The organism is Arthrobacter sp. NPDC080031, assembly GCF_040702485.1.
Lineage (GTDB): Bacteria > Actinomycetota > Actinomycetes > Actinomycetales > Micrococcaceae > Arthrobacter.
On the sequence record NZ_JBFBLA010000001.1, the window covers coordinates 72531 to 90335 of the forward strand.

At 61.1% G+C, this 17805-nt stretch carries 15 protein-coding genes; 13 read left to right on the forward strand and 2 right to left on the reverse strand.

Features of this window, described 5'->3' with window-relative positions; translation table 11 throughout:
- Window positions 1–45 precede the first annotated feature (45 nt).
- From AB0323_RS00340 to AB0323_RS00350, 3 genes are all read left to right on the forward strand, one after another.
- Window positions 46–741, forward strand: a complete 696-nt coding sequence (locus AB0323_RS00340; RefSeq protein ID WP_366175633.1) for an SDR family oxidoreductase — start codon at window positions 46–48, stop codon at window positions 739–741.
- A gap of 520 nt (window positions 742–1261) precedes the next feature.
- Complete coding sequence (locus tag AB0323_RS00345) at window positions 1262–2497, forward strand: beta-ketoacyl-[acyl-carrier-protein] synthase family protein (protein WP_366175634.1); 1236 nt, start codon at window positions 1262–1264, stop codon at window positions 2495–2497.
- Between the two features lie 912 nt (window positions 2498–3409).
- Entirely contained in the window at window positions 3410–4438 is a 1029-nt protein-coding gene (locus AB0323_RS00350; RefSeq protein ID WP_366175857.1) for a hypothetical protein, read from the forward strand.
- A 974-nt stretch (window positions 4439–5412) separates the two neighbouring features.
- Here the strand turns inward: AB0323_RS00350 and AB0323_RS00355 are convergent.
- Window positions 5413–6696: an RbtT/DalT/CsbX family MFS transporter gene (locus AB0323_RS00355; protein WP_366175635.1), complete on the reverse strand. Its 1284-nt coding sequence runs from the start codon at window positions 6694–6696 to the stop codon at window positions 5413–5415.
- Between the two features lie 1715 nt (window positions 6697–8411).
- Here AB0323_RS00355 and AB0323_RS00360 point away from each other — a divergent pair.
- The 9 genes from AB0323_RS00360 (at window position 8412) to AB0323_RS00400 (ending at window position 15742) form a co-directional block, all read left to right on the forward strand.
- A complete protein-coding gene (locus AB0323_RS00360) occupies window positions 8412–8918 on the forward strand; it encodes a helix-turn-helix domain-containing protein (protein WP_366175636.1) in 507 nt (168 codons plus the stop codon).
- A 159-nt stretch (window positions 8919–9077) separates the two neighbouring features.
- Window positions 9078–9563: a tautomerase family protein gene (locus AB0323_RS00365; protein WP_366175637.1), complete on the forward strand. Its 486-nt coding sequence runs from the start codon at window positions 9078–9080 to the stop codon at window positions 9561–9563.
- Between the two features lie 2 nt (window positions 9564–9565).
- Window positions 9566–10978 (forward strand): aldehyde dehydrogenase family protein, encoded by a 1413-nt coding sequence (locus AB0323_RS00370; RefSeq protein ID WP_366175638.1) that lies wholly within the window; start codon window positions 9566–9568, stop codon window positions 10976–10978.
- Between the two features lie 69 nt (window positions 10979–11047).
- Window positions 11048–11866: a 3-keto-5-aminohexanoate cleavage protein gene (locus AB0323_RS00375; RefSeq protein ID WP_366175639.1), complete on the forward strand. Its 819-nt coding sequence runs from the start codon at window positions 11048–11050 to the stop codon at window positions 11864–11866.
- Window positions 11867–11893: 27 nt separating this feature from the next.
- On the forward strand, window positions 11894–12685 hold the full coding sequence (locus AB0323_RS00380) for an enoyl-CoA hydratase/isomerase family protein (RefSeq protein WP_366175640.1): 792 nt from the start codon (window positions 11894–11896) through the stop codon (window positions 12683–12685).
- Between the two features lie 5 nt (window positions 12686–12690).
- The gene (locus AB0323_RS00385) at window positions 12691–13989 is read left to right on the forward strand and encodes a CaiB/BaiF CoA-transferase family protein (protein ID WP_366175641.1); all 1299 of its coding nucleotides are present in this window, start codon (window positions 12691–12693) and stop codon (window positions 13987–13989) included.
- A gap of 135 nt (window positions 13990–14124) precedes the next feature.
- A complete protein-coding gene (locus tag AB0323_RS00390) occupies window positions 14125–14484 on the forward strand; it encodes a hypothetical protein (RefSeq protein WP_366175642.1) in 360 nt (119 codons plus the stop codon).
- On the forward strand, window positions 14484–14810 hold the full coding sequence (locus AB0323_RS00395) for a hypothetical protein (RefSeq protein WP_366175643.1): 327 nt from the start codon (window positions 14484–14486) through the stop codon (window positions 14808–14810). The genes AB0323_RS00390 and AB0323_RS00395 overlap by 1 nt, the downstream gene beginning before the upstream one ends.
- A 527-nt stretch (window positions 14811–15337) precedes the next feature.
- Window positions 15338–15742: a tautomerase family protein gene (locus tag AB0323_RS00400; protein WP_366175644.1), complete on the forward strand. Its 405-nt coding sequence runs from the start codon at window positions 15338–15340 to the stop codon at window positions 15740–15742.
- 268 nt (window positions 15743–16010) lie between these two features.
- On the opposite strand, the gene AB0323_RS00405 is transcribed toward AB0323_RS00400, so the two are convergent.
- Window positions 16011–17204, reverse strand: a complete 1194-nt coding sequence (locus AB0323_RS00405) for a glycerate kinase (protein WP_366175645.1) — start codon at window positions 17202–17204, stop codon at window positions 16011–16013.
- 44 nt (window positions 17205–17248) lie between these two features.
- On the opposite strand from AB0323_RS00405, the gene AB0323_RS00410 reads away from it, so the two are divergent.
- Entirely contained in the window at window positions 17249–17716 is a 468-nt protein-coding gene (locus AB0323_RS00410) for a helix-turn-helix domain-containing protein (protein ID WP_366175646.1), read from the forward strand.
- Window positions 17717–17805: the final 89 nt, after the last annotated feature.

Here is a 17805-nt window from a genome sequence, read left to right on the forward strand (position 1 = left end):
CAATGGGCGGTGAAGGGTTTGAGACAAGAACGAAGGGCATGGACAATGACGAAGCTGGATGGCGCGGTTGTATTGGTCACGGGAGCGAACGGCGGACTGGGGAAGGAGTTCGTGGCGCAGGCGGTCGAGCGGGGGGCAGCTAAGGTCTACGCAACGGCGCGCACCCCGCAGGAGTGGGATGACACGCGCGTGGTTCCGCTCGTGCTGGATGTCACCGATCAAGCGTCCGTCCGAGCCGCCGCGGAGGCTGCCGCGGACGTGACCGTGCTAATCAACAACGCAGGCATCTGGACCGACGCGTCTTTGCTAAACAAAGATCTCGCTTCAGCCCGGGCGATCTTCGAGACGAACTTCTGGGGGCAACTGGCGGTCACCAACGAGTTTGCATCGGCGCTCAAGCAGGGGTCCGGTGCGTTGGTGAATGTACTCTCGGTCGTGAGCTGGCTGGCTGTCGCCGACGCCTACAGTGCGACGAAGGCAGCAATGTGGTCGGCCACGAACGCGCAGCGACTCGCCTTCGCAGGAGACGACGTACAAGTGATGGGACTGCATCTCGGCTACACTGATACGCCCCTTGCAGCAGGGATCGACGTGGACAAGAACGACCCCGCTGACGTTGTAACCGCGGCATACAACGGTCTCGAGGCCGGTGAAATTGAGGTACTCGCCGACCAGATCAGCCGTCAAGTCAAGGCGGGGCTTTCGGGCCCGGTAGGAGCGCTTTATCCGCAGCTGGGTTAAGGCGTCCAGTGGCCATTCACGAGAGGGTATCGCGAGACAGCAGACCCGACCCCCGGTTCTTTGTCTGAAACTTGGCACGGTGCTTGACCGCCTCGGCAAGCGGACCATCTCGTGCGGGCCGGCTCGGCCACGCCGGACTCGCCAACCCACAAAATGGGCCTCATTGCGTGGAGACGACGATGCCTGTCTTGCCTGGTTTTGTACACCCGAGCGGTAATCGCTCGGTGTCAGTATCTCCTCCGGGCCTTAACGCCTACTAAGCCATTCCCATCGCCTTCGTCAACTGCCGGCACAGATCGTCTGGTGATCGCCGGCTTTCCCAGTTGACTCGCTTGACTGTAGACACCCACGGACCCACTTCAACCGAGCGGTGGCGGTCCTAGATCCGGCAACCCACTCCTCGCCTTGCACTGGCCGCGGAGCGCCTCGCGAGGTGATCGTCTCCATGGTCCATCACGTCGAGTGAACGAAAAACTGCCCCTGTGCATCCGACGTATGGACCAGGAAAGAAGGACAACTCATGATTGATCTCCCGATGAATGCCGTGGCTGTCACCGGCGTCGGGGCTGTAACTCCGCTCGGCATGGACGCCATGACGTCCTGGCAGCGGCTCTTGAACGGCGAATCCGGCATCCGGCGGCGCGTGTTCGATAGTGCCGCGGGGAAAGCGGTCCCGCCTTTCGCCGCTGGTGAACTGCCCTCGAACCCGGCGGACCTGCTATCCCGAGTGGAGAGCCGCCGCCTCGACCGATCCCAGCAGTCTGCCCTGGCCGCAGCACGAGAAGCCTGGGAACACGCCGGCGCTACATCAGTAGACCCAGAGCGGCTCGCCGTCGCGATCGGCACCGGGATCGGCGGGGTCACGACTCTCCTGGATGAAGACGATGTGCTGGAAGCATCCGGGCCGAGGCGGGTATCACCCCGCACCGTCCCCATGCTGATGCCCAACGGTGCCTCTGCCGTGGTGAGCATCGAATTCGGAGCGCGTGCAGGCGTGTTCACTCCCGTGTCAGCTTGTTCGTCCGGTGCTGAGGCTCTCGCTTGGGGTGCCCGGCTGATCCGCGCAGGTGACGCCGACGTTGTTATCACCGGCGGCTCAGAAGCGCCCATTTCACCAATCACCGTATCCAGCTTCCAGCAGACGCGGGCCCTTGCCCGCCCCGCCAATCCAGCGTCATCGTCGTCACGACCTTTCGCCAACGACCGCACTGGCTTCGTGCTCGGAGAAGGCGCAGCTATCGTAGTGCTGGAGAGCGTTCAGCATGCCGAAGCCAGGGGCGCGAAGATCCTCGCCGTCCTCGCCGGGGCGGGCATCGCTTCTGATGCACATCACGTGACCGCTCCCCGGCCGGACGGAGGAGGCCAGATCCGTGCAATGAGAATGGCGTTGCGTCAAGCGAACATCGCACCCGGGCGGGTAGATCATATCAATGCCCATGCGACCGGCACACCTCTTGGCGACGTCGCCGAGGCACGTGCAATCCGCGAAGTATTTGGTCCGACGGCGGTGACCGCGCCGAAGGCATCAACGGGGCACATGTTTGGAGCAGCCGGTGCGATCGAGGCCATCTTCTCTATCCTCAGTCTCCGCGACGGGGTAATTCCACCTACCCGAAACCTGACGGGAACCGGTATCGCCGCCGAGATCGACCTCGATATCGTCACTGAACGGCGAACAGCGCCACAGCACGCAGTCGTATCGAACTCGTTTGGGTTCGGCGGACAGAACGTCTCCCTCGCCTTTATACGGCCCTAGATACTGAGACCAAAGCCCACCACGGTCTAATGGACTACACCCCCTCCTACGCCTACATGTCGACATGTCAACTTCCGAAGGATTATCGGTCCGGCTTTCAAATTAACCCCTCACTAGTCGGCAGGCAGGCATGTTTATCAAACCAAATTGTAGGTATTCGTCAAGAAATGTCACCACCATTTTCAGCGTCAGAAAAATGTATATCTCTACGCGTATTGGACAAGCGGAAAGGCTCAGCGAAGATGGCGCCCCATGGTGCCGGCTGTGATATTTGCCTAAGTAAGGGATGGCTAGGAAATGACTGGCTTTCGGAGTCGTGAGGATGTCTGGTGGCACACGGAACCCATCGGTCAAGCGAAAAGGGTGGGCAATCTCGCTGAGCCCTTGTGTGAACGATTGTGGGGTGGTTTGCGTGGTTAGTAAGGGCGCGCCATATCGCACAACCTATAGCGATGAGGCCAGGGCGCGTAGAAGCCGCCCATTGCTCGGCAAGGAGTTGAGTGAGTCGTTCGCGTTGTCGGAGGTGAGATCCTGGGGCTCGCTCGGCGTCCAAAAAGCACCCATGCTACTCGTCTCAGGGGGTGCAATGCTGTGCGGTGTTCTGTCAGTCGCGAGGCAGCTAACACCTCAGGGACGTCACACTGCCCCTGGAAGGACAACTGATGCGCAACTACTCAAAATCGACGACTTCGCTATACAGATCCTTCAATTGCAGGTTGGCTACATCTGCAGGCTACTAACCGCCGAGCGATACGCCGCCAAAAACAAGTCCGTCGTGACTGTTTACACCAATTTTCGGGTCGAACCGTATGGTGGGATATCGTGCAACAAACGTGGGCCTCAGGACCAAAGTGGCTTCAGCCGCACGTCTCGACACTCCATACCGGGCCTTGCGCGAGGGGCGTGGCAAGTATGACCCGATCTTCCATTACTGCCAGCCCTATTCCCGTAGATAACCCTACCGAAGCTGGTGCAAGGCATCGGCGCCTGACCTATTCGTTAATGTCAGTCCCGCTCGGTCTTGCCGGGTCTGGGGCTGCTTGGACAGCGGCCGCGCGCCAATTCGACATCACACCTCTCATCGGCGAAGCGCTCTTCCTGGGGAGTTTACTAGGATGGCTGGCCATCACCATCGCCCGCATCCCCATATCTCGATCCCGGTGGCATGAGCTTCGCTCCGACCTGCGTAATCCCGCAACGGGACCGTTTCCTGCGTATGTGCCTATCGTCGGGCTGCTGCTGACCGGGCACTACAGCTCCCACCTTCCCCAAACGGTGTCTCAGGTGCTGTGCATGTTCTGGGTCAGCCTGCTTTGCCTGATCTCCGGACACCTGATTGCAATCTGGTTCGGTGGTACGCTTCGGCTGGACCACCTGCACCCGGGCTATTCGCTTCCAGTGATAGCGGGCCCCTTTATTGCCAGCACCGTGTTGTCCGTTGTCGGCTTCCACGAGGTTGCGTTGACCGCCATAGGAGCGGGCGCCTTCTTCTGGCTCGTGATCGGCACAATTATAATTGGACGGCTCATTGTCGCTGAGCCATTGCCGAGCTATATGGCCCCCACCCTGTCGGTTATCGTTACTCCGCCTGTAACCGGCGGACTTGCCTGGTTTGCGTACTCCGGTGGTCAAGTTGATGGCGTCCAGTTCGCTCTGGTCGGCGTGATTTTCCTGCTGGTCTTGACACAGGTGTTCTTCGTGCCAACTTACAGGAATGCACCATACAGCATTGTCTGGTGGGCGTTCTCATTTCCGGCCGGAGCCCTTGCGGGATACAGCATTCGGTGGGAAGCTGCAATCCATACGCTGCTGTCCGGAGTGATCGCGATGTGTGCACTCGGAGTGTCCAGCGGAACTCTTCTGGCACTGTCGGGTGCGTCGATTCTATCTTTCATTCGAGCCCGAAGAGCCACTCGTGGATCAACAGCCACCCACGGCTGACTTAACCGCCCACGGTTCCGTTTAGAAGGCAAGCGCATCCAGCACATGACTCCAAGACAGTGTCGATGAGGGCCGAAAAGTGTAGACGCCCCCCGGTTGGCAGCTTTGATTATTGACTAGCTGCAAGGAGAAGGCGTATCTGCTCGGCCCCCTTCGGGCTGGCATTAGTCGCGCAGAAACAACAGACGTACACTGTCAATTTCCTCTCTACTCATGGACAGACCCTAGTCGCCTTGCCGCCGCCATCACTTCAGCAGACAGTGGCGTCCCGGTGACGGACCCCTCAACGCACAGACGGCAGTTCTCCTTGCTGGAGGTTCAGACCAGGAAATATCTAAGAATGCCGAAAAATATGAACAACACTCCGAAAAGCACGGCGGTCGCCCGAAGCCGCTTGACATGGACCTCGGAGTTATTCCTGAAATACCCAAAGTAGCCAGGACTAAGAGTTTTTGGCTGGGATGGAGGATGTGTGAAAACGATCAGCGCCAGCCCCGCTAAGACCAGTTCCAGAAACGAAAGGCGGCGATATAGACCGTCCTGCTTAGTGCCTCATTTTGCAACACACAGAGCACCGGCCAAGGTCATTCCGACTCCGATGACGAGGCACAGGACGTCGAAGAACCGAGGCTCACCCAACGAGGACCTTAGATGACTCGATGCTCGGAAATCATTTGCCCTAACAAACTCCTACGCCTGATTCGGATTTCACGCGGCGGGAGTGTGAAATCGGGTTCTTTAGCGGAGTAGCCGTGACCTCGATCCCCAAGAACGCCAGCGAGAGGGTGATTTGCAACTGACGCAAGCGGTGGCGAATTTCCAGACGTACTTCATTGCAAGCCTGCAGAGGTTCAAAGACCCATGAATTCGGCAGTTCCGAAAAGGCAATGAGCGCTGATGTATAGGTAGGTCTGAGTCGCAGTGGGCCGAGGTAGACTGAACCTCGGCCCCCGACAGAACATCTCAACCGGGACCTACCGGATAGCGACCGTACTTGACACTTGCGTTGCACCTGGCGGAGTTGACTGAATACCGCGCAGAACATAGGTGAGAGCGAAGGCGAGTGCGTAAGTGGCGACCAGTACCCAAATCACGGTTTCCAGGCCGAAGGGCTCGGCCAGCGCGGCGATCAGGCTGGCGACCATCTGGCTCAGCGCCGCAGCGAGACTCAGCACCGATACTGCCGCGGCCATTCGTTCCGGCGCCAGCCGGGGAACGATTGCACTGACGGGCACGAACCCGGTCACGCTCAGACCCCACAGTACCGCCATTGTGAGAATCGCCCAGAAGTTGGCACCGATAGCCAGCGGAACGTAGAACAACGCCAGACAGGTTAGGATGCAGCCAACTGCTCCCAGCCAGCGCACCACGCGAAGCTCACCGATAGAGCTCGCAATGTATCCCATGAGAACATTGCCGAGTACGTTCGCCAAGAATGCCGTACCCCAAATCGCCTGCCACTGCTCGATCGGCAGACCAATCGTCTGCGTCATGTAAATTCCCAGCAGGGCGATGAAGACAAAAATGGAAAATGCGTTGATCAGGCGGATCACGCCGCCGATGCCGACCTTGGGATGAGTCTTCAGAATCGTCGCCCCAGCAAGGACACTGCGGACGCTGGAGGAGACCGTTGGTCGCTGTGCAGGCTGGAGTGCCCGCACGAGGATCAGCACCAGCAGGCCGCCGGCGAGAATGAAGCCGGCCTCTAGCCACAGGCTGCCAAGTTGGCCGACCGCCGGAATCACCCACGCACCGACATAGCCGCCGGCGACGCCGAACCCGAATAGATAGAAGAACCAGTACCACCCTGCCGCCCGCGTCATCGAAGTCGATGGAGTGACCAGCACGATCCAGGTGAAGAATCCGTAGGCGAACAGGGGATACGCGAACCCCCGCAATCCGTAGGCGACGAAGGCGAGCGTCCACAAGTTCGATGACAGCGCAACGAGGAAGACCACGTGCAGCGCGAGCCACAGGCAGAAGCCCAGCATCATCACGGCTTTGGGGCCCCACGCTTCCGACAGCCCACCGCTGAACCAGGAGGCGACCGCAGCGGTCAATCCGTAGAAGGCAAATAATAGCGCTATAAAGCCCGTGTTGATCCCCAAGCCGGTCATGAATGGTGCGAGAAAACCCGCCTCCATGCCATCTCCGGTCATGAATAGGGCGATCGCTAGGTATCCCCACGCGATTGGTCGGGCGACGCCCTGTCGATCCAAGAATGACGGCCGGACGGTCACCCCAGTGGATGTTGTCATTTCAGCGCTCCTCGTTGAGTCAGTGACGATGTGGATTGGAATTGACTACCCACTGAGCTTGAAGCTACATGGCGAGGCGATGCGGGTCAATGGGAAATTCGTTGCGCTGCCCCAGGTCCGTACCTCGGCGGCAGTAGCGCCGGCCACTGAGGGCGTCTTGTTCGCGGTCGTCGGGTCGACGGCATTCGTCATGGATTCGGTTGGAGCTGGGCCAGGATGGTTACGAATCCTCCTAGCTAGTGATTATGAATTCCCCCGGGCAGCAGCGTCGGGGAATTCGCCTTTATGAAGCCCACTGGACGGGCCGTCTGACCGCGGGAGAGCTCTGGAAATGTCTAGTCCTAGCCGTCCGAGAGCGGGCGGGGCGCCCCAACCAACCGCTTCCTGGCGCACTTATGACGATGGTTTGTTAACCAGCGCCAAGGTCGCCGATACTCCTAATTCGCCACTGTCAGGTTTGTTTTTAGATCTGGTCCGAAGTCCTAGGCTTCCCTCCCCAGAGGTTGTGGGTCCACCTTAAACTCCCGTCCCGAACAATTCGGAAGTTCGTGGCCGCCTACGGGCAGTTTTTCATAGCCGCTAACACAAGTGGTTACACCACCGACAAAGAGTCCGCCGCTGGCTTGTACTGCATGATGTTCCCCCTAGATGCAATTGCCCCCTGAAGATTAGAGCTCTGAATTGGCATTTGCGCAGCCCGCACCCGCGAAAATGCAAGGTGCCGAAGGGCATACCACCAGTCACATTTCCAAGGCGACTGCCGCACCCTCCCGGGTGAACTGGACAAGCTAGGAAGTCCCCGAGCCGCCCCAAGGCCTCGGGGTCTTCTGCTGTATCCAACGACTTGCTCGGCCGCTAGCATAAGGGCGGGCGCGACGGCGGTTCCTGCGGGGGCCCACTGCCGCACTAGGTTGCCCGCCCCGAGCCAGAGCCACTCTCCTAGCGAGGAGGCTGACTGGGGTGTTTTACAGTCTCGGAGGCCGGTTCATGACGTCCCCAATCCTCAGGACCTTCCTCCGCAACCTCCGCCCCCGCGGAGTATCTCGATACATGACAAGAAGGCTCGAGTCTTTGGATTCCCACTTGGGCCCGTATGACCCCCTACCTGTGCCGCCGACATAGGCCAGGGGGAAGTGGATCTTCAATGGGACATGGGCGCCGGCTGGCACGGTAGCGCCCCCTGCTGCTATTTCACCGCCTATGGATACCCCGCGGGGCCACACCTCTAGGTCCGTTGCTGTATAAGAGCCTATGTTGATGAGCATGGCATCGAACCGGACCATGAGAAGCATCCCAAGGTCTCGTTGTTCGGTATGCCAGTCGATCCTTAGGCGCCAGACTGCCCGGGGCTGATTCAACTCCAGTCTGACGACGGCCTACGAGCTCACGAGCACGGCTAGCGCTGAGAGAGCGATCGACCAAACGTGCCTGGATTCCACTGAGACAGATTACAGGGGCTCCGCAGCGTCTCCCACGCCGCAGACCCTCCCCTATGCTCGCTTGCTCTCAGATATTTGCAAGCGGTTACGCTGACGAGGATGACTGTTTCTCCGAGGTTCATCTCAACTTCCTCGCCGAAGGCATTGGTGCCCCTCGGATAAATCCAAGGTAAAGACTGTTCCGATAATTACTCGTCAAAGGTTCTGGATGCCGATAAACTACTGAGTTGCTATCCTTGACTTATGACGCGGAATTTATCTGGCTGGCCGTGTTCGGTGGCACGCTCCGCAGACGTGCTTGGGGATGCTTGGACCTTGGTGATTCTGCGGGACAGCTTCCACGGCGTCACAAAGTTCGACGATTTCCAGCAGTCCCTCGGCATCGCCCGAAACACGCTCTCCGATCGGCTGGGAAACCTCGTGAACGCAGGAGTGCTGACCAAGGAGTTTTACCAGGACAACCCGCCCCGCTATGAGTATCTCCTGACTGAGATGGGACACGACCTATTTCCTGCACTCGCGGCGATCCTGGCATGGGGCGACCGTTGGCTTTCCACGGGTAACGGCGCCCCGGTCGGGCTCTATCATCGGCCTTGCGGGCACGACGCCGAGGTGGATGTGGTGTGCGGACACTGCCGGCAGAGGCTCGTGGACGATGATCTGCAGTTCTATGTGGGCGCCGGATACCCAGACGTCGTCGGGGAGGGGCACGATTTCCGTGACCGACTTGCACTCACCCCCGGAGGCGAGGGAGGCCGGCCACAGCCCCGCCGAGTCCCCTGACCGCTGACACCTAGACTAGCGGGTCTTTTTTTAATACTCACTCTTGTATTGAGATTCGCTCTGTGCTCTACTCGCAGTGCGGGCATCTCCTGACGGGGAGGACCGTTCGGGGCTTCGCAGCGTTGCGGACCCGATTCTTCGAGCGAGAGGAGCCCAGCAATGCCGCTGTGGCAGATTCACCACCCTGAGAACGCGTACTCCGCGTCAGACAAACAGGCGTTCTCCGAGGCCATCACCGCTATCTATACGGACCTCGTCCACATTCCCGCTTTCTACGTTGTTGTCATATTCGACGAAGTAAAGACGGGAGACATGTTCGTTGGCGCCAAGCAGCGTGAGAACTTCGTGCGACTCAACATCGACCAGATGGCGCGCACCCTCCCTGGCAGGGTGCTGCGCGAGTTTTGGGTCCACCACATCGACTCTGTCATCAAGCCGTGGGTGCAAGACCGCAACTTTGACTGGGAGTTCACGATTGACGAGCCGCCGGCCGATCTCTGGTCGCTGCAAGGCTTTATTCCGCCGCCGTTCGAGTCGGTCGGTGAGGCCAGGTGGATCGAGGAGAACAAGGCCTCTGCTTACACCCAGGCCGAGCAGCTGCCCATCAACGTGATGATGGCGCCTGGCACCCGCGAGAGCTTGTGACCATGACCTTCACGACAATCAACCCGGCCACAGGTGAGCAGCTCGCCTCCTTTGAGACCATCTCCGACGCGGAGGTAGAGTCGCTCCTGTCGACCGCGGACTATGCCTTCAAGGATTGGCGCGCTCGACCGGCCGCAGAACGAGCTGCGATCCTCAAGAATGCCGCCGCTTATCTCCGGGACCAGCTGGATGAGTATGCCGGCTACATCACCCTCGAGATGGGGAAGTTACATTGGGAGGCCGAGGCGGAGGTCCAACTGGCGGCGTCAATCCTGGACTACTACGCGGACCATGTAGACGCATTCCTCGAACCTGCGCCGATTGTCGACTCCCCCGGCGCGTATGTGCAGCCACACCCTATCGGGCCGATCTTGGCCATCGAGCCGTGGAACTTCCCGTACTACCAGGTGGCCCGCGTTGTCGGGCCACAGCTCGCGGTGGGTAACGTGGTTCTGCTTAAGCACGCGGAAAACGTCCCGCAGTGTGCGATGGCGTTCGCCAGGGCCTTGGAGCAGGCCGGGGTGCCAGCGGGCGTGTTCACGAATCTGTTCGTCACGCACGAACAATCGGCGCAGATCATCGCCGACCCGAGGGTCGCCGGGGTCACCATTACGGGCAGTCCACGAGCCGGAGCGGCTGTCGCTGCCGCTGCAGGCCGGCACCTGAAGAAAGTGGTTGCCGAGCTCGGTGGCAGTGATCCGCTGATCGTCCTCGAGGACGCTGACATTTCCAACGCAGTATTCGGCGCGGTATTCGGGCGGATGTTCAACAACGGGCAATGCTGCGTGGGCTCCAAGCGCCTCATCGTGGTAGGCAAGGATCGCGGCGAACAGGTCATCACCGCGATCGCAGAAGCGTTCGGCGCGCTCACGCCGGCCGACCCAGCTGTGCCGGTCGGGGCGTTAATAAACTTGGGCCCATTGGCTTCCGAGCGTGCACTGGGAATCCTGCTGGAGCAGATCAAGACCGCTGCCGCGAACGGCGCGCAGATCCGCGCCGGCGGCAAGCGGGTCGATCGGCCCGGGTTCTACCTGGAGCCGACGATCCTCACCGAGATCACTAACGACAACCCCGCCTACTCGGAGGAGTTTTTCGGCCCTGTCCTGGCCGCATACGTCGTCGATACCGAGGAGGAAGCGATCGCCCTGGCCAATGACACCCCGTGGGGACTCGGAGCGTCCGTGTTTACGGGCGATAGTGCACGAGGCCAGCGCATTGCCACAGAGCTCGACAGCGGCATGGTGTTCATCAACCAGCCGGCTTGGACCAGCGCAGAGATGCCCTTCGGTGGGACCAAGGCATCCGGCTTCGGCCGGGAGCTGGGCAAAGCTGGCTTCGGCGAGTTTGTCAACCACAAGCTAGTTAATGTCGCCAAGGTAGGCTCCGGTCCCTGGGGCCCCTCGCCGGAAGTCTGAGCCGCGGACGCGGGCCGTCATATCTCGGCGTGCCCGCGCCGCCCCGTCATACAGAGAAAGCAGCATGATATGACCGTCGTACTTACTGTCGCGCCCACCGGGCCGATCGCCACAAAACGGGACAACCCGAACCTCCCCACGCAGCCGCACGAGATCGCCGAGGAGGTGCACGCAGCCTACCAGGTCGGCGCCGCCGTCGCCCACCTGCACTTCCGGGATGCCGCCGACGCCCCGACCGCAAACCTCGACATCGCCAGGCGCACTGTGGACCTGATCGCGGAGCGGTGCCCGATCCTGATCCAGATCTCCACTGGGGTGGGTCTGTCGGTACCATTCGAACAGCGCGAGGCTCTCGTCGAACTGCGCCCCCGGATGGCAACCCTGAACCCCTGCTCGATGAGCTTCGGAGCGGACGAATTCCGCAACCCGCCCACGGACGTGGCCCGACTCGCTGCCCGCATGCACGAGCTAGGCGTGAAGCCGGAGCTCGAAATTTACGACACCGGACATCTCGATGCGTGTCTGCGGCTACGGGACAAGGGGCTGCTCGACGACGAGCCGATGCAGTTCTCCATCGTCCTCGGCGTCCAGGGCGGCATGGCGGCCAACGCCGATAACCTCCTGACCATGGTCCGGCGCCTGCCGGAAGGCGCGGTGTGGCAGGTCATAGCCGTCGGGCGGGCCAACCACGAGCTCACCGGTATCGCCATCGCGCTGGGCGGCAACGTGCGTGCCGGACTCGAAGACACCCTGTACCTGCGCAAAGGCGAGCTTAGCAAGGGCAACACCCCCCTCGTCGAGCGAGCAGCGCAGATGGCAGCTGCCTACAACCATCCACTGGCATCAGTCGCCGAGACCGAAGCCCTCCTCCACCTGCCCTCCCGCTGACAGCGGACCACATCCGAAGGACTCCCTATGGGAAGCACACCCGCACAGACCCCGAGCATCGAGAAAGCCATGGACGGCGCGGTCGCCGTCCTCACGCTGACGCACCGCCCTTACAACCTCATCGACAAGGCGTTGGTGCACGCTATGATTGATGCGCTGCAGTGGGCACTGGATCAACAGGCCCGTGCCGTCGTGTTACGCAGCGGGCTGCGGCACTTTTCTGCCGGCGCCGACCTGGACGCGATGCTCGCCGATACCCGCAACAGTGATGTCCTGGACTGGGACCTCGTGGACCTGCTCAACGCTTTTGACGAGCACCCGGCACCAATCGTCGCCGCAGTGCACGGCACCTGTGTCGGCGGCGGCTTCGAGCTCGCGCTGGCCTGTGATCTTATCGTCGCCGCCGCATCGACGAAATTCGGCTCAGTCGAAGTCACAGTTGGCCTCCAGCCACTGATGGGCGGCGTGCAACGTGTTGCTCACCGCGCCGGTGCCGCGCGGGCGAAGGAGATCGCATTGCTCGGACGCCGCTACGATGCAGCCACCCTCGAGCGGTGGAACATTATCAATCGCGTCGTCGCCGATGAGGACCTCGACACGGCCGTGATGGTGCTCGCCCAGGAACTCGCCCACGGCCCCTCTGTGGCGAACACGGCGACCAAACGGCTCGCCTCACTCGCTGTCAGCCATGGAATCGCCGCCACCGACGCGGCCATGAGCGAACTGCAGCGAGCAATCTTCCGCTCTGAGGACTTTGTGACCGGGGTCAATTCCTACCGGGAGAACGGCATCGGCCAGGCTGCCTTCGAGGGTCGGTGACCGCCATGACCCAGGCACTTCCGCTGGAAGGATTCCGCGTCGTTGACTTCTCCCGAGTCCTCGCCGGCCCGCACTGCGCCAAGAACCTTCTCGACCTCGGCGCTGAGGTCATCAAAATCGAACCGCCCAGCGGTGACCTCTCCCGGCGAGCATTCCCTGGCAACGGTGAAATGTCTGGCTACTATGCCCAGCAAAACGCGGGGAAACGAAACGTCAGCATCGACCTGAACATCCCCGGCGCCCGGGAAGTCGCGGCCCGCTTGTGCGAGAGTGCCGACATCATTGTCGAAAACTTCCGGCCCGGCGCCCTGGCCGGATTCGATCTGGATTACGACACTGTTGCCCGGACCAACCCCGCAATCGTCTACGCGTCCATTAGTGGCTACGGCCAGCAAGGCGCGTGGCGCGGCCGGTCCGCCTACGCTCCAACGGTGCAGGCCGAGACAGGGACCACAGCGACCACGCTGGCGCACTTCGACCGTACCGGCCGACCGCGCAGCGACGCGTTTTCGCATGCCGACGTTTACGCCGGACTGCACGCCACGATCGCGATCCTCGCTGCCCTTACTGACCGCGCACGAACCGGCCGCGGTCGCTACATTGACGTGGCGATGGCTGCAGTCATGCTCTCCATCAACGAGCGTGTGCACGCCGATCTTTCGGGTGTCGACCTCGGCGCGGAGCGGGCCGTACTCGGTGCCACTGATGGGCCGTTTTTCACGGGGCCCGACGGGGAGACGTTCGCCAGCCCTATGAGTCTAATCGGGAGCCTGACCTTCCCGTTCTACGTGGCCGCCATGCGGCGCCCCGATCTCGCCCAGGACCCGAGGTTTCTCACCCCGGCACTGCGCGAGCAAAATTTGCCTGAACTGCACCGCATTGTCCAGGACTGGGTCAACACGTTCGAGGACATGGGCTCCTTGGACGCTCAGATGGACGAGGCAAGGATCGCCACGGGACGGGTCCGCACCATTCAGGAGTTCGCTCGGACTGATTGGGCATTGGAGTGGCCGGCGACTCGGACCGCAACAGACCGCGACGGCACGATCTTCCCGATCCCGGGGCGTCCATGGCGCTTCGATGAGCACGCTGTTTCGGCCGATAAGCGTATCGCCGCGTACCGGGGCGAGCACAACGAAGAAGTTCTCGCCGAACTCGGTTACGCGCCCAAGGCAATCGATGAGCTCGTGGACTCCGGGGCCCTCGTGGCCGCACCCGTCACCGCACTCCCGGTGGATGCCGCCGACGACGTACCGGAGACACCTGGCACGCCCGCCGGCATGACCTTTGGAGGTGCCCAATGACACAGGCCTCATCATCTATCACGGTCCCGCCTGCTTTTCAGAACCGCCGCCGTTCACTATGGTCCGCGGCGATTGGTAACGCCTTGGAGTGGTTTGACTGGACCCTGTACACAACTTTTTTCCTTTTACCTTGCGATGAATCGCTTCGACACAACGGACTCGATTTCGGCGCTGCTGTCGACGTTCGCAGTGGTCGCCGTGGGATTCGTCGCTCGCCCCATAGGCGGGCTGTTGATCGGGTGGCTCGGAGACAGGACGAGACACAAGTTTACTCTGGTGGTGACCATGTTGCTGCTCGCCGGGACGAGCGCCGCGATCGCCGTCACACCTACCTACAGCACGATCGAGGTATGGGCGTCGGGGCTGCTGCTCTGGCGGCTCCTGCAAGGGCTCGCCCAAGGTGGCGAGACGGGGCGTCGCTTACACCTGCGTCGCCGAACCTCGCTCCTGCTAACAGACGCGGCTTCTGGTCAAGCGCCGTCTTCATTGGTGTGATGATCGGCGTCATGGCCGCCACGGCGCTGGCCGCAATCTTGACCACACAGCTGAGCACCGAGGCGATGGAGGCATGGGGATGGCGGACAGGGTTCGCTCTCGGAGCAGTGCTGGGCATCTACGCCCTGTTCCTGCGCCGCCAGGCCGTTGAGAGCGACATCTTAGCCACCGATCAAGCGGTCAGCCCCTTACAGAAGGCAACGCTGAACCGTCGCGACGTACTCCGGTTCTCCATCCGCACCGTCCTAATCTCGGCGTTCGCCCAGGTCTGGTTCTACATCTTGGTCACCTTCCCGCCGGCGACCGCCATCGCCACCAAGGCATGAATCCCGGGGCGCATACATCGCGAGCCTACTCGCCCAGCTCATCGCCGCAGCTTTGCTTCCCGTGTGCGGGCTGCTGGCAGACCCCTTCGGACGCAAGCGACTCCTCGCCGTCTACGGCATCGGAGTCATCCTCGCGGTGTACCCGTCGGTCGCATTCTCAGCTCAGAGCCCTGGACCTTGTTCATCTCCCAACTGATCGGCCTGATCGTGTGGTGTCTTATCGCCAGGATGTTCCGCGCACTGCTGTCTGAACGAGTACCAACTGCCGCTCGTGCCTGCGGTGTGGGGCTGGCCTCCTAGCTTACCGTCGCGGTGTTCCGGCGGCACCGCCCCATACCTGAACACCTGGCTCGGCTCCCTCGGCCTGGGCTGGATCTACAGCATCTACGCCATGGGCCTCGGCGCTGTGGCGCTCATTGCCGCTTTCCTCGTCAAAGAAACCGCCGGCGTTCCGCTCGAATTATCGGGACGGAGCAACTCAGTCAAACACCGCAAAAATCTGAAATTCGCATGAAGGAGAGCCTCCAATGCCCATCGTCGACATCACCCTCCTTCGCGGCCGGACCCCGCAGATCCTTCACGATATCGCCGATGCCGTTCACGACGCCCTGGTCAGCGAGTTCGGTATCCCCACTGACGACCGCTTCCAGGTCATCCACCAGAAAGAGCCATACGAGCTAATATTCGACCCCACGTTCCTTGGCGGCCCCCGCACTGCCGAGTTCGTGATGGTGCGAGTCGTCGTCGGCAAGGAACGCCCGATCGAGACGAAGCACGCCCTTTACCGGGCGATTGCCGGCAACCTCGCCGAACGAATTGGTATCGACGTCGAGGATGTCTTCGTCGCACTCGATACGGTCGCCCTCTCCGACCTGTCAGTTGCCGGCGGCCGCCCCTTTGCACCCCCGCACCTCGCCCCGCCGAAGGAGTAACCCAAGTGTGACAAGAACGGCACGCACGGTGGCAGCAAAGCCACGCTGTGATGGGCGGAAATCATCATTCCCGGGAGCCCATTGCCATTCGTTGTCGCCGAAGTGCGGCGGGGTGCCCTGGAATAGCCCGTTCGGCTACCTCCGGGCTCAATGGACTTATCCAGGACTCGGAGGAACATGGGCGCAGTTGCTGCACCCTCGCCCCGAAAAGGGCATTTCGGCAAGCGACTTGCCCCGCACCGCCTGTACAGGGAGACGGCAAAATGAGTTAGAGAGCAGTTAGCGAGAATGCGCTTCCAGTGGGCCGAGGCCAACGGTCATCAGCCCACTGGATTGTCATCGACGCGGCCACTCGGGTGAGGATCTTGGCGGCGTCCGCGAACGTGTCCTCGTCGGGCCTCGCGGCTTCGGTCAGTGAGGCGACCCGCTCGAATGGGCCGTTGCCCTCCAGGTCGAGCCGGCCAGCGATTGCCCACGACGGAACCTTTGCTTCGCGCGCGAGTTCTGCCACACGCACCGGGGCCTTTCCTGCGAGAGATTGAGCGTCGAGCGACCCTTCACCGGTGAGCACCCAATGAGCGCTATTCAAGTCACCCCCCAGTCCCAGAAGCTCCAGCATGTAGTCAGCGCCCGGAACGATCTTCGCACCAAGCGCGACGTGAAGACCGGCGGCAATGCCGCCCGCTGCGCCCCCTCCTGGCACGGCCTGGGGGTCGACGCCGAAACTGCGGTGCAGCGCCTGGCTCCAGCGTGTCAGGCGTGACTCCAAGATTGAAACGGTTGCGGGATCGGCGCCCTTCTGCGGCCCGAAAACCAGCGCAGCGCCCTGGCTACCGAGCAGTGGACTGTCCACATCAGACGCGACAACCAGTTCTGTCCCCGACCATTCAGCATTTTCTAATCCTGGAGTGATTGACCAGACTTCATCCAGCTTTTCCGGCACCGCTATGATCCGCCGACCGCTCTCGTCATGGAAATGAAAGCCGAGGCCAGCAAGCAATCCTGCGCCGCCGTCCGTACTCGCGGATCCACCAAGAGTCACCACGATCCGCGATACGCCAAGCTGTCCCGCCGCTAGTATTGCCTGCCCGAGGCCGACGCTCGTAGCCGCTTGCGCTGTAGTAGCTGTTGGTGACAACTGTTCTATTCCGCAGATGGTCGCGAGTTCGATATACGCAGTCTCCTGCCACCGCGCAATCTGTGCTTCCTTTGGGACCCCTAATGCATCGGCCGCCTGGATGTCGATCAGGCTCGCACCCCGCACGTGAAGGGTATCGAGCGTCCCTTCGCCGCCATCGGCGACAGGGCGTATCACAAGTCGTGCGGCAGGCAGAACCTGAAGCACACCCGCCGCCATCGCTGACGCCGCCTGTGCGGCGGTCAGGCTGCCTCGAAACTTGTCTGGGGCAATCACAATGGTCGGCGCCGATATTAACTTCGTCATAGCGTCAACAGATATCATCAGAGGGTTGGAAAAAACAACCCTTGTGAAGTTATGCTAGTTGCATGCGTACGCCTCGAGTTCCCGACCCGCGCGTCTGCTCCATTGACGCCGCACTGAAGATCATCGGCGAAAAATGGTCGCTCCTAATAATCAGGGAGATCACATTCGGTCAGCATCGCTTCGATGACATCGTTTTCAATACTGGCGGGTCGCGCGATATTTTGGCTGCCCGACTGAGGTCCCTGCAGGAGACGGGCCTAGTACGCCGCGAGCCATACGAAGCGAAGCCAGAGCGATTTGAGTATCACCTGACCGAAGCGGGCGAACAACTCTTCACCGTAATGCAGTCGATCCGAGACTGGGGTGATCGCTACGCCCGCACAGATCCTGAAAACATCGTGTCTTTTTATCACGACTGCGGCGCCCGCCTTCGGCCCGAACTAATCTGCCAGGACTGCGGCGGCCCCATTGATGCTTCAAATCTTCACGGTGATCGCGAAGTCCATCGTTCGGACTTGCCCGCGAGCTAAACGCGCAGGCGACAATAGCTGGGATGCATATTCCCGAGTGGGTTGTATTTTCCAATCCTCAATTATAGGCTTACGGTGTGGTCCTGAAG

Coding starts and splice junctions, on each gene's coding strand:
- AB0323_RS00380 (WP_366175640.1), top strand. CDS start 11,894: ATGGGAAGCACACCCGCACAGACCCCGAGCATCGAGAAAGCCATGGAC.
- AB0323_RS00400 (WP_366175644.1), top strand. CDS start 15,338: ATGCCCATCGTCGACATCACCCTCCTTCGCGGCCGGACCCCGCAGATC.
- AB0323_RS00370 (WP_366175638.1), top strand. CDS start 9,566: ATGACCTTCACGACAATCAACCCGGCCACAGGTGAGCAGCTCGCCTCC.
- AB0323_RS00385 (WP_366175641.1), top strand. CDS start 12,691: ATGACCCAGGCACTTCCGCTGGAAGGATTCCGCGTCGTTGACTTCTCC.
- AB0323_RS00375 (WP_366175639.1), top strand. CDS start 11,048: ATGACCGTCGTACTTACTGTCGCGCCCACCGGGCCGATCGCCACAAAA.
- AB0323_RS00345 (WP_366175634.1), top strand. CDS start 1,262: ATGATTGATCTCCCGATGAATGCCGTGGCTGTCACCGGCGTCGGGGCT.
- AB0323_RS00340 (WP_366175633.1), top strand. CDS start 46: ATGACGAAGCTGGATGGCGCGGTTGTATTGGTCACGGGAGCGAACGGC.
- AB0323_RS00365 (WP_366175637.1), top strand. CDS start 9,078: ATGCCGCTGTGGCAGATTCACCACCCTGAGAACGCGTACTCCGCGTCA.
- AB0323_RS00405 (WP_366175645.1), bottom strand. CDS start 17,204: ATGATATCTGTTGACGCTATGACGAAGTTAATATCGGCGCCGACCATT.
- AB0323_RS00395 (WP_366175643.1), top strand. CDS start 14,484: ATGATCGGCGTCATGGCCGCCACGGCGCTGGCCGCAATCTTGACCACA.
- AB0323_RS00390 (WP_366175642.1), top strand. CDS start 14,125: ATGAATCGCTTCGACACAACGGACTCGATTTCGGCGCTGCTGTCGACG.
- AB0323_RS00355 (WP_366175635.1), bottom strand. CDS start 6,696: ATGACAACATCCACTGGGGTGACCGTCCGGCCGTCATTCTTGGATCGA.
- AB0323_RS00410 (WP_366175646.1), top strand. CDS start 17,249: ATGCGTACGCCTCGAGTTCCCGACCCGCGCGTCTGCTCCATTGACGCC.
- AB0323_RS00350 (WP_366175857.1), top strand. CDS start 3,410: ATGACCCGATCTTCCATTACTGCCAGCCCTATTCCCGTAGATAACCCT.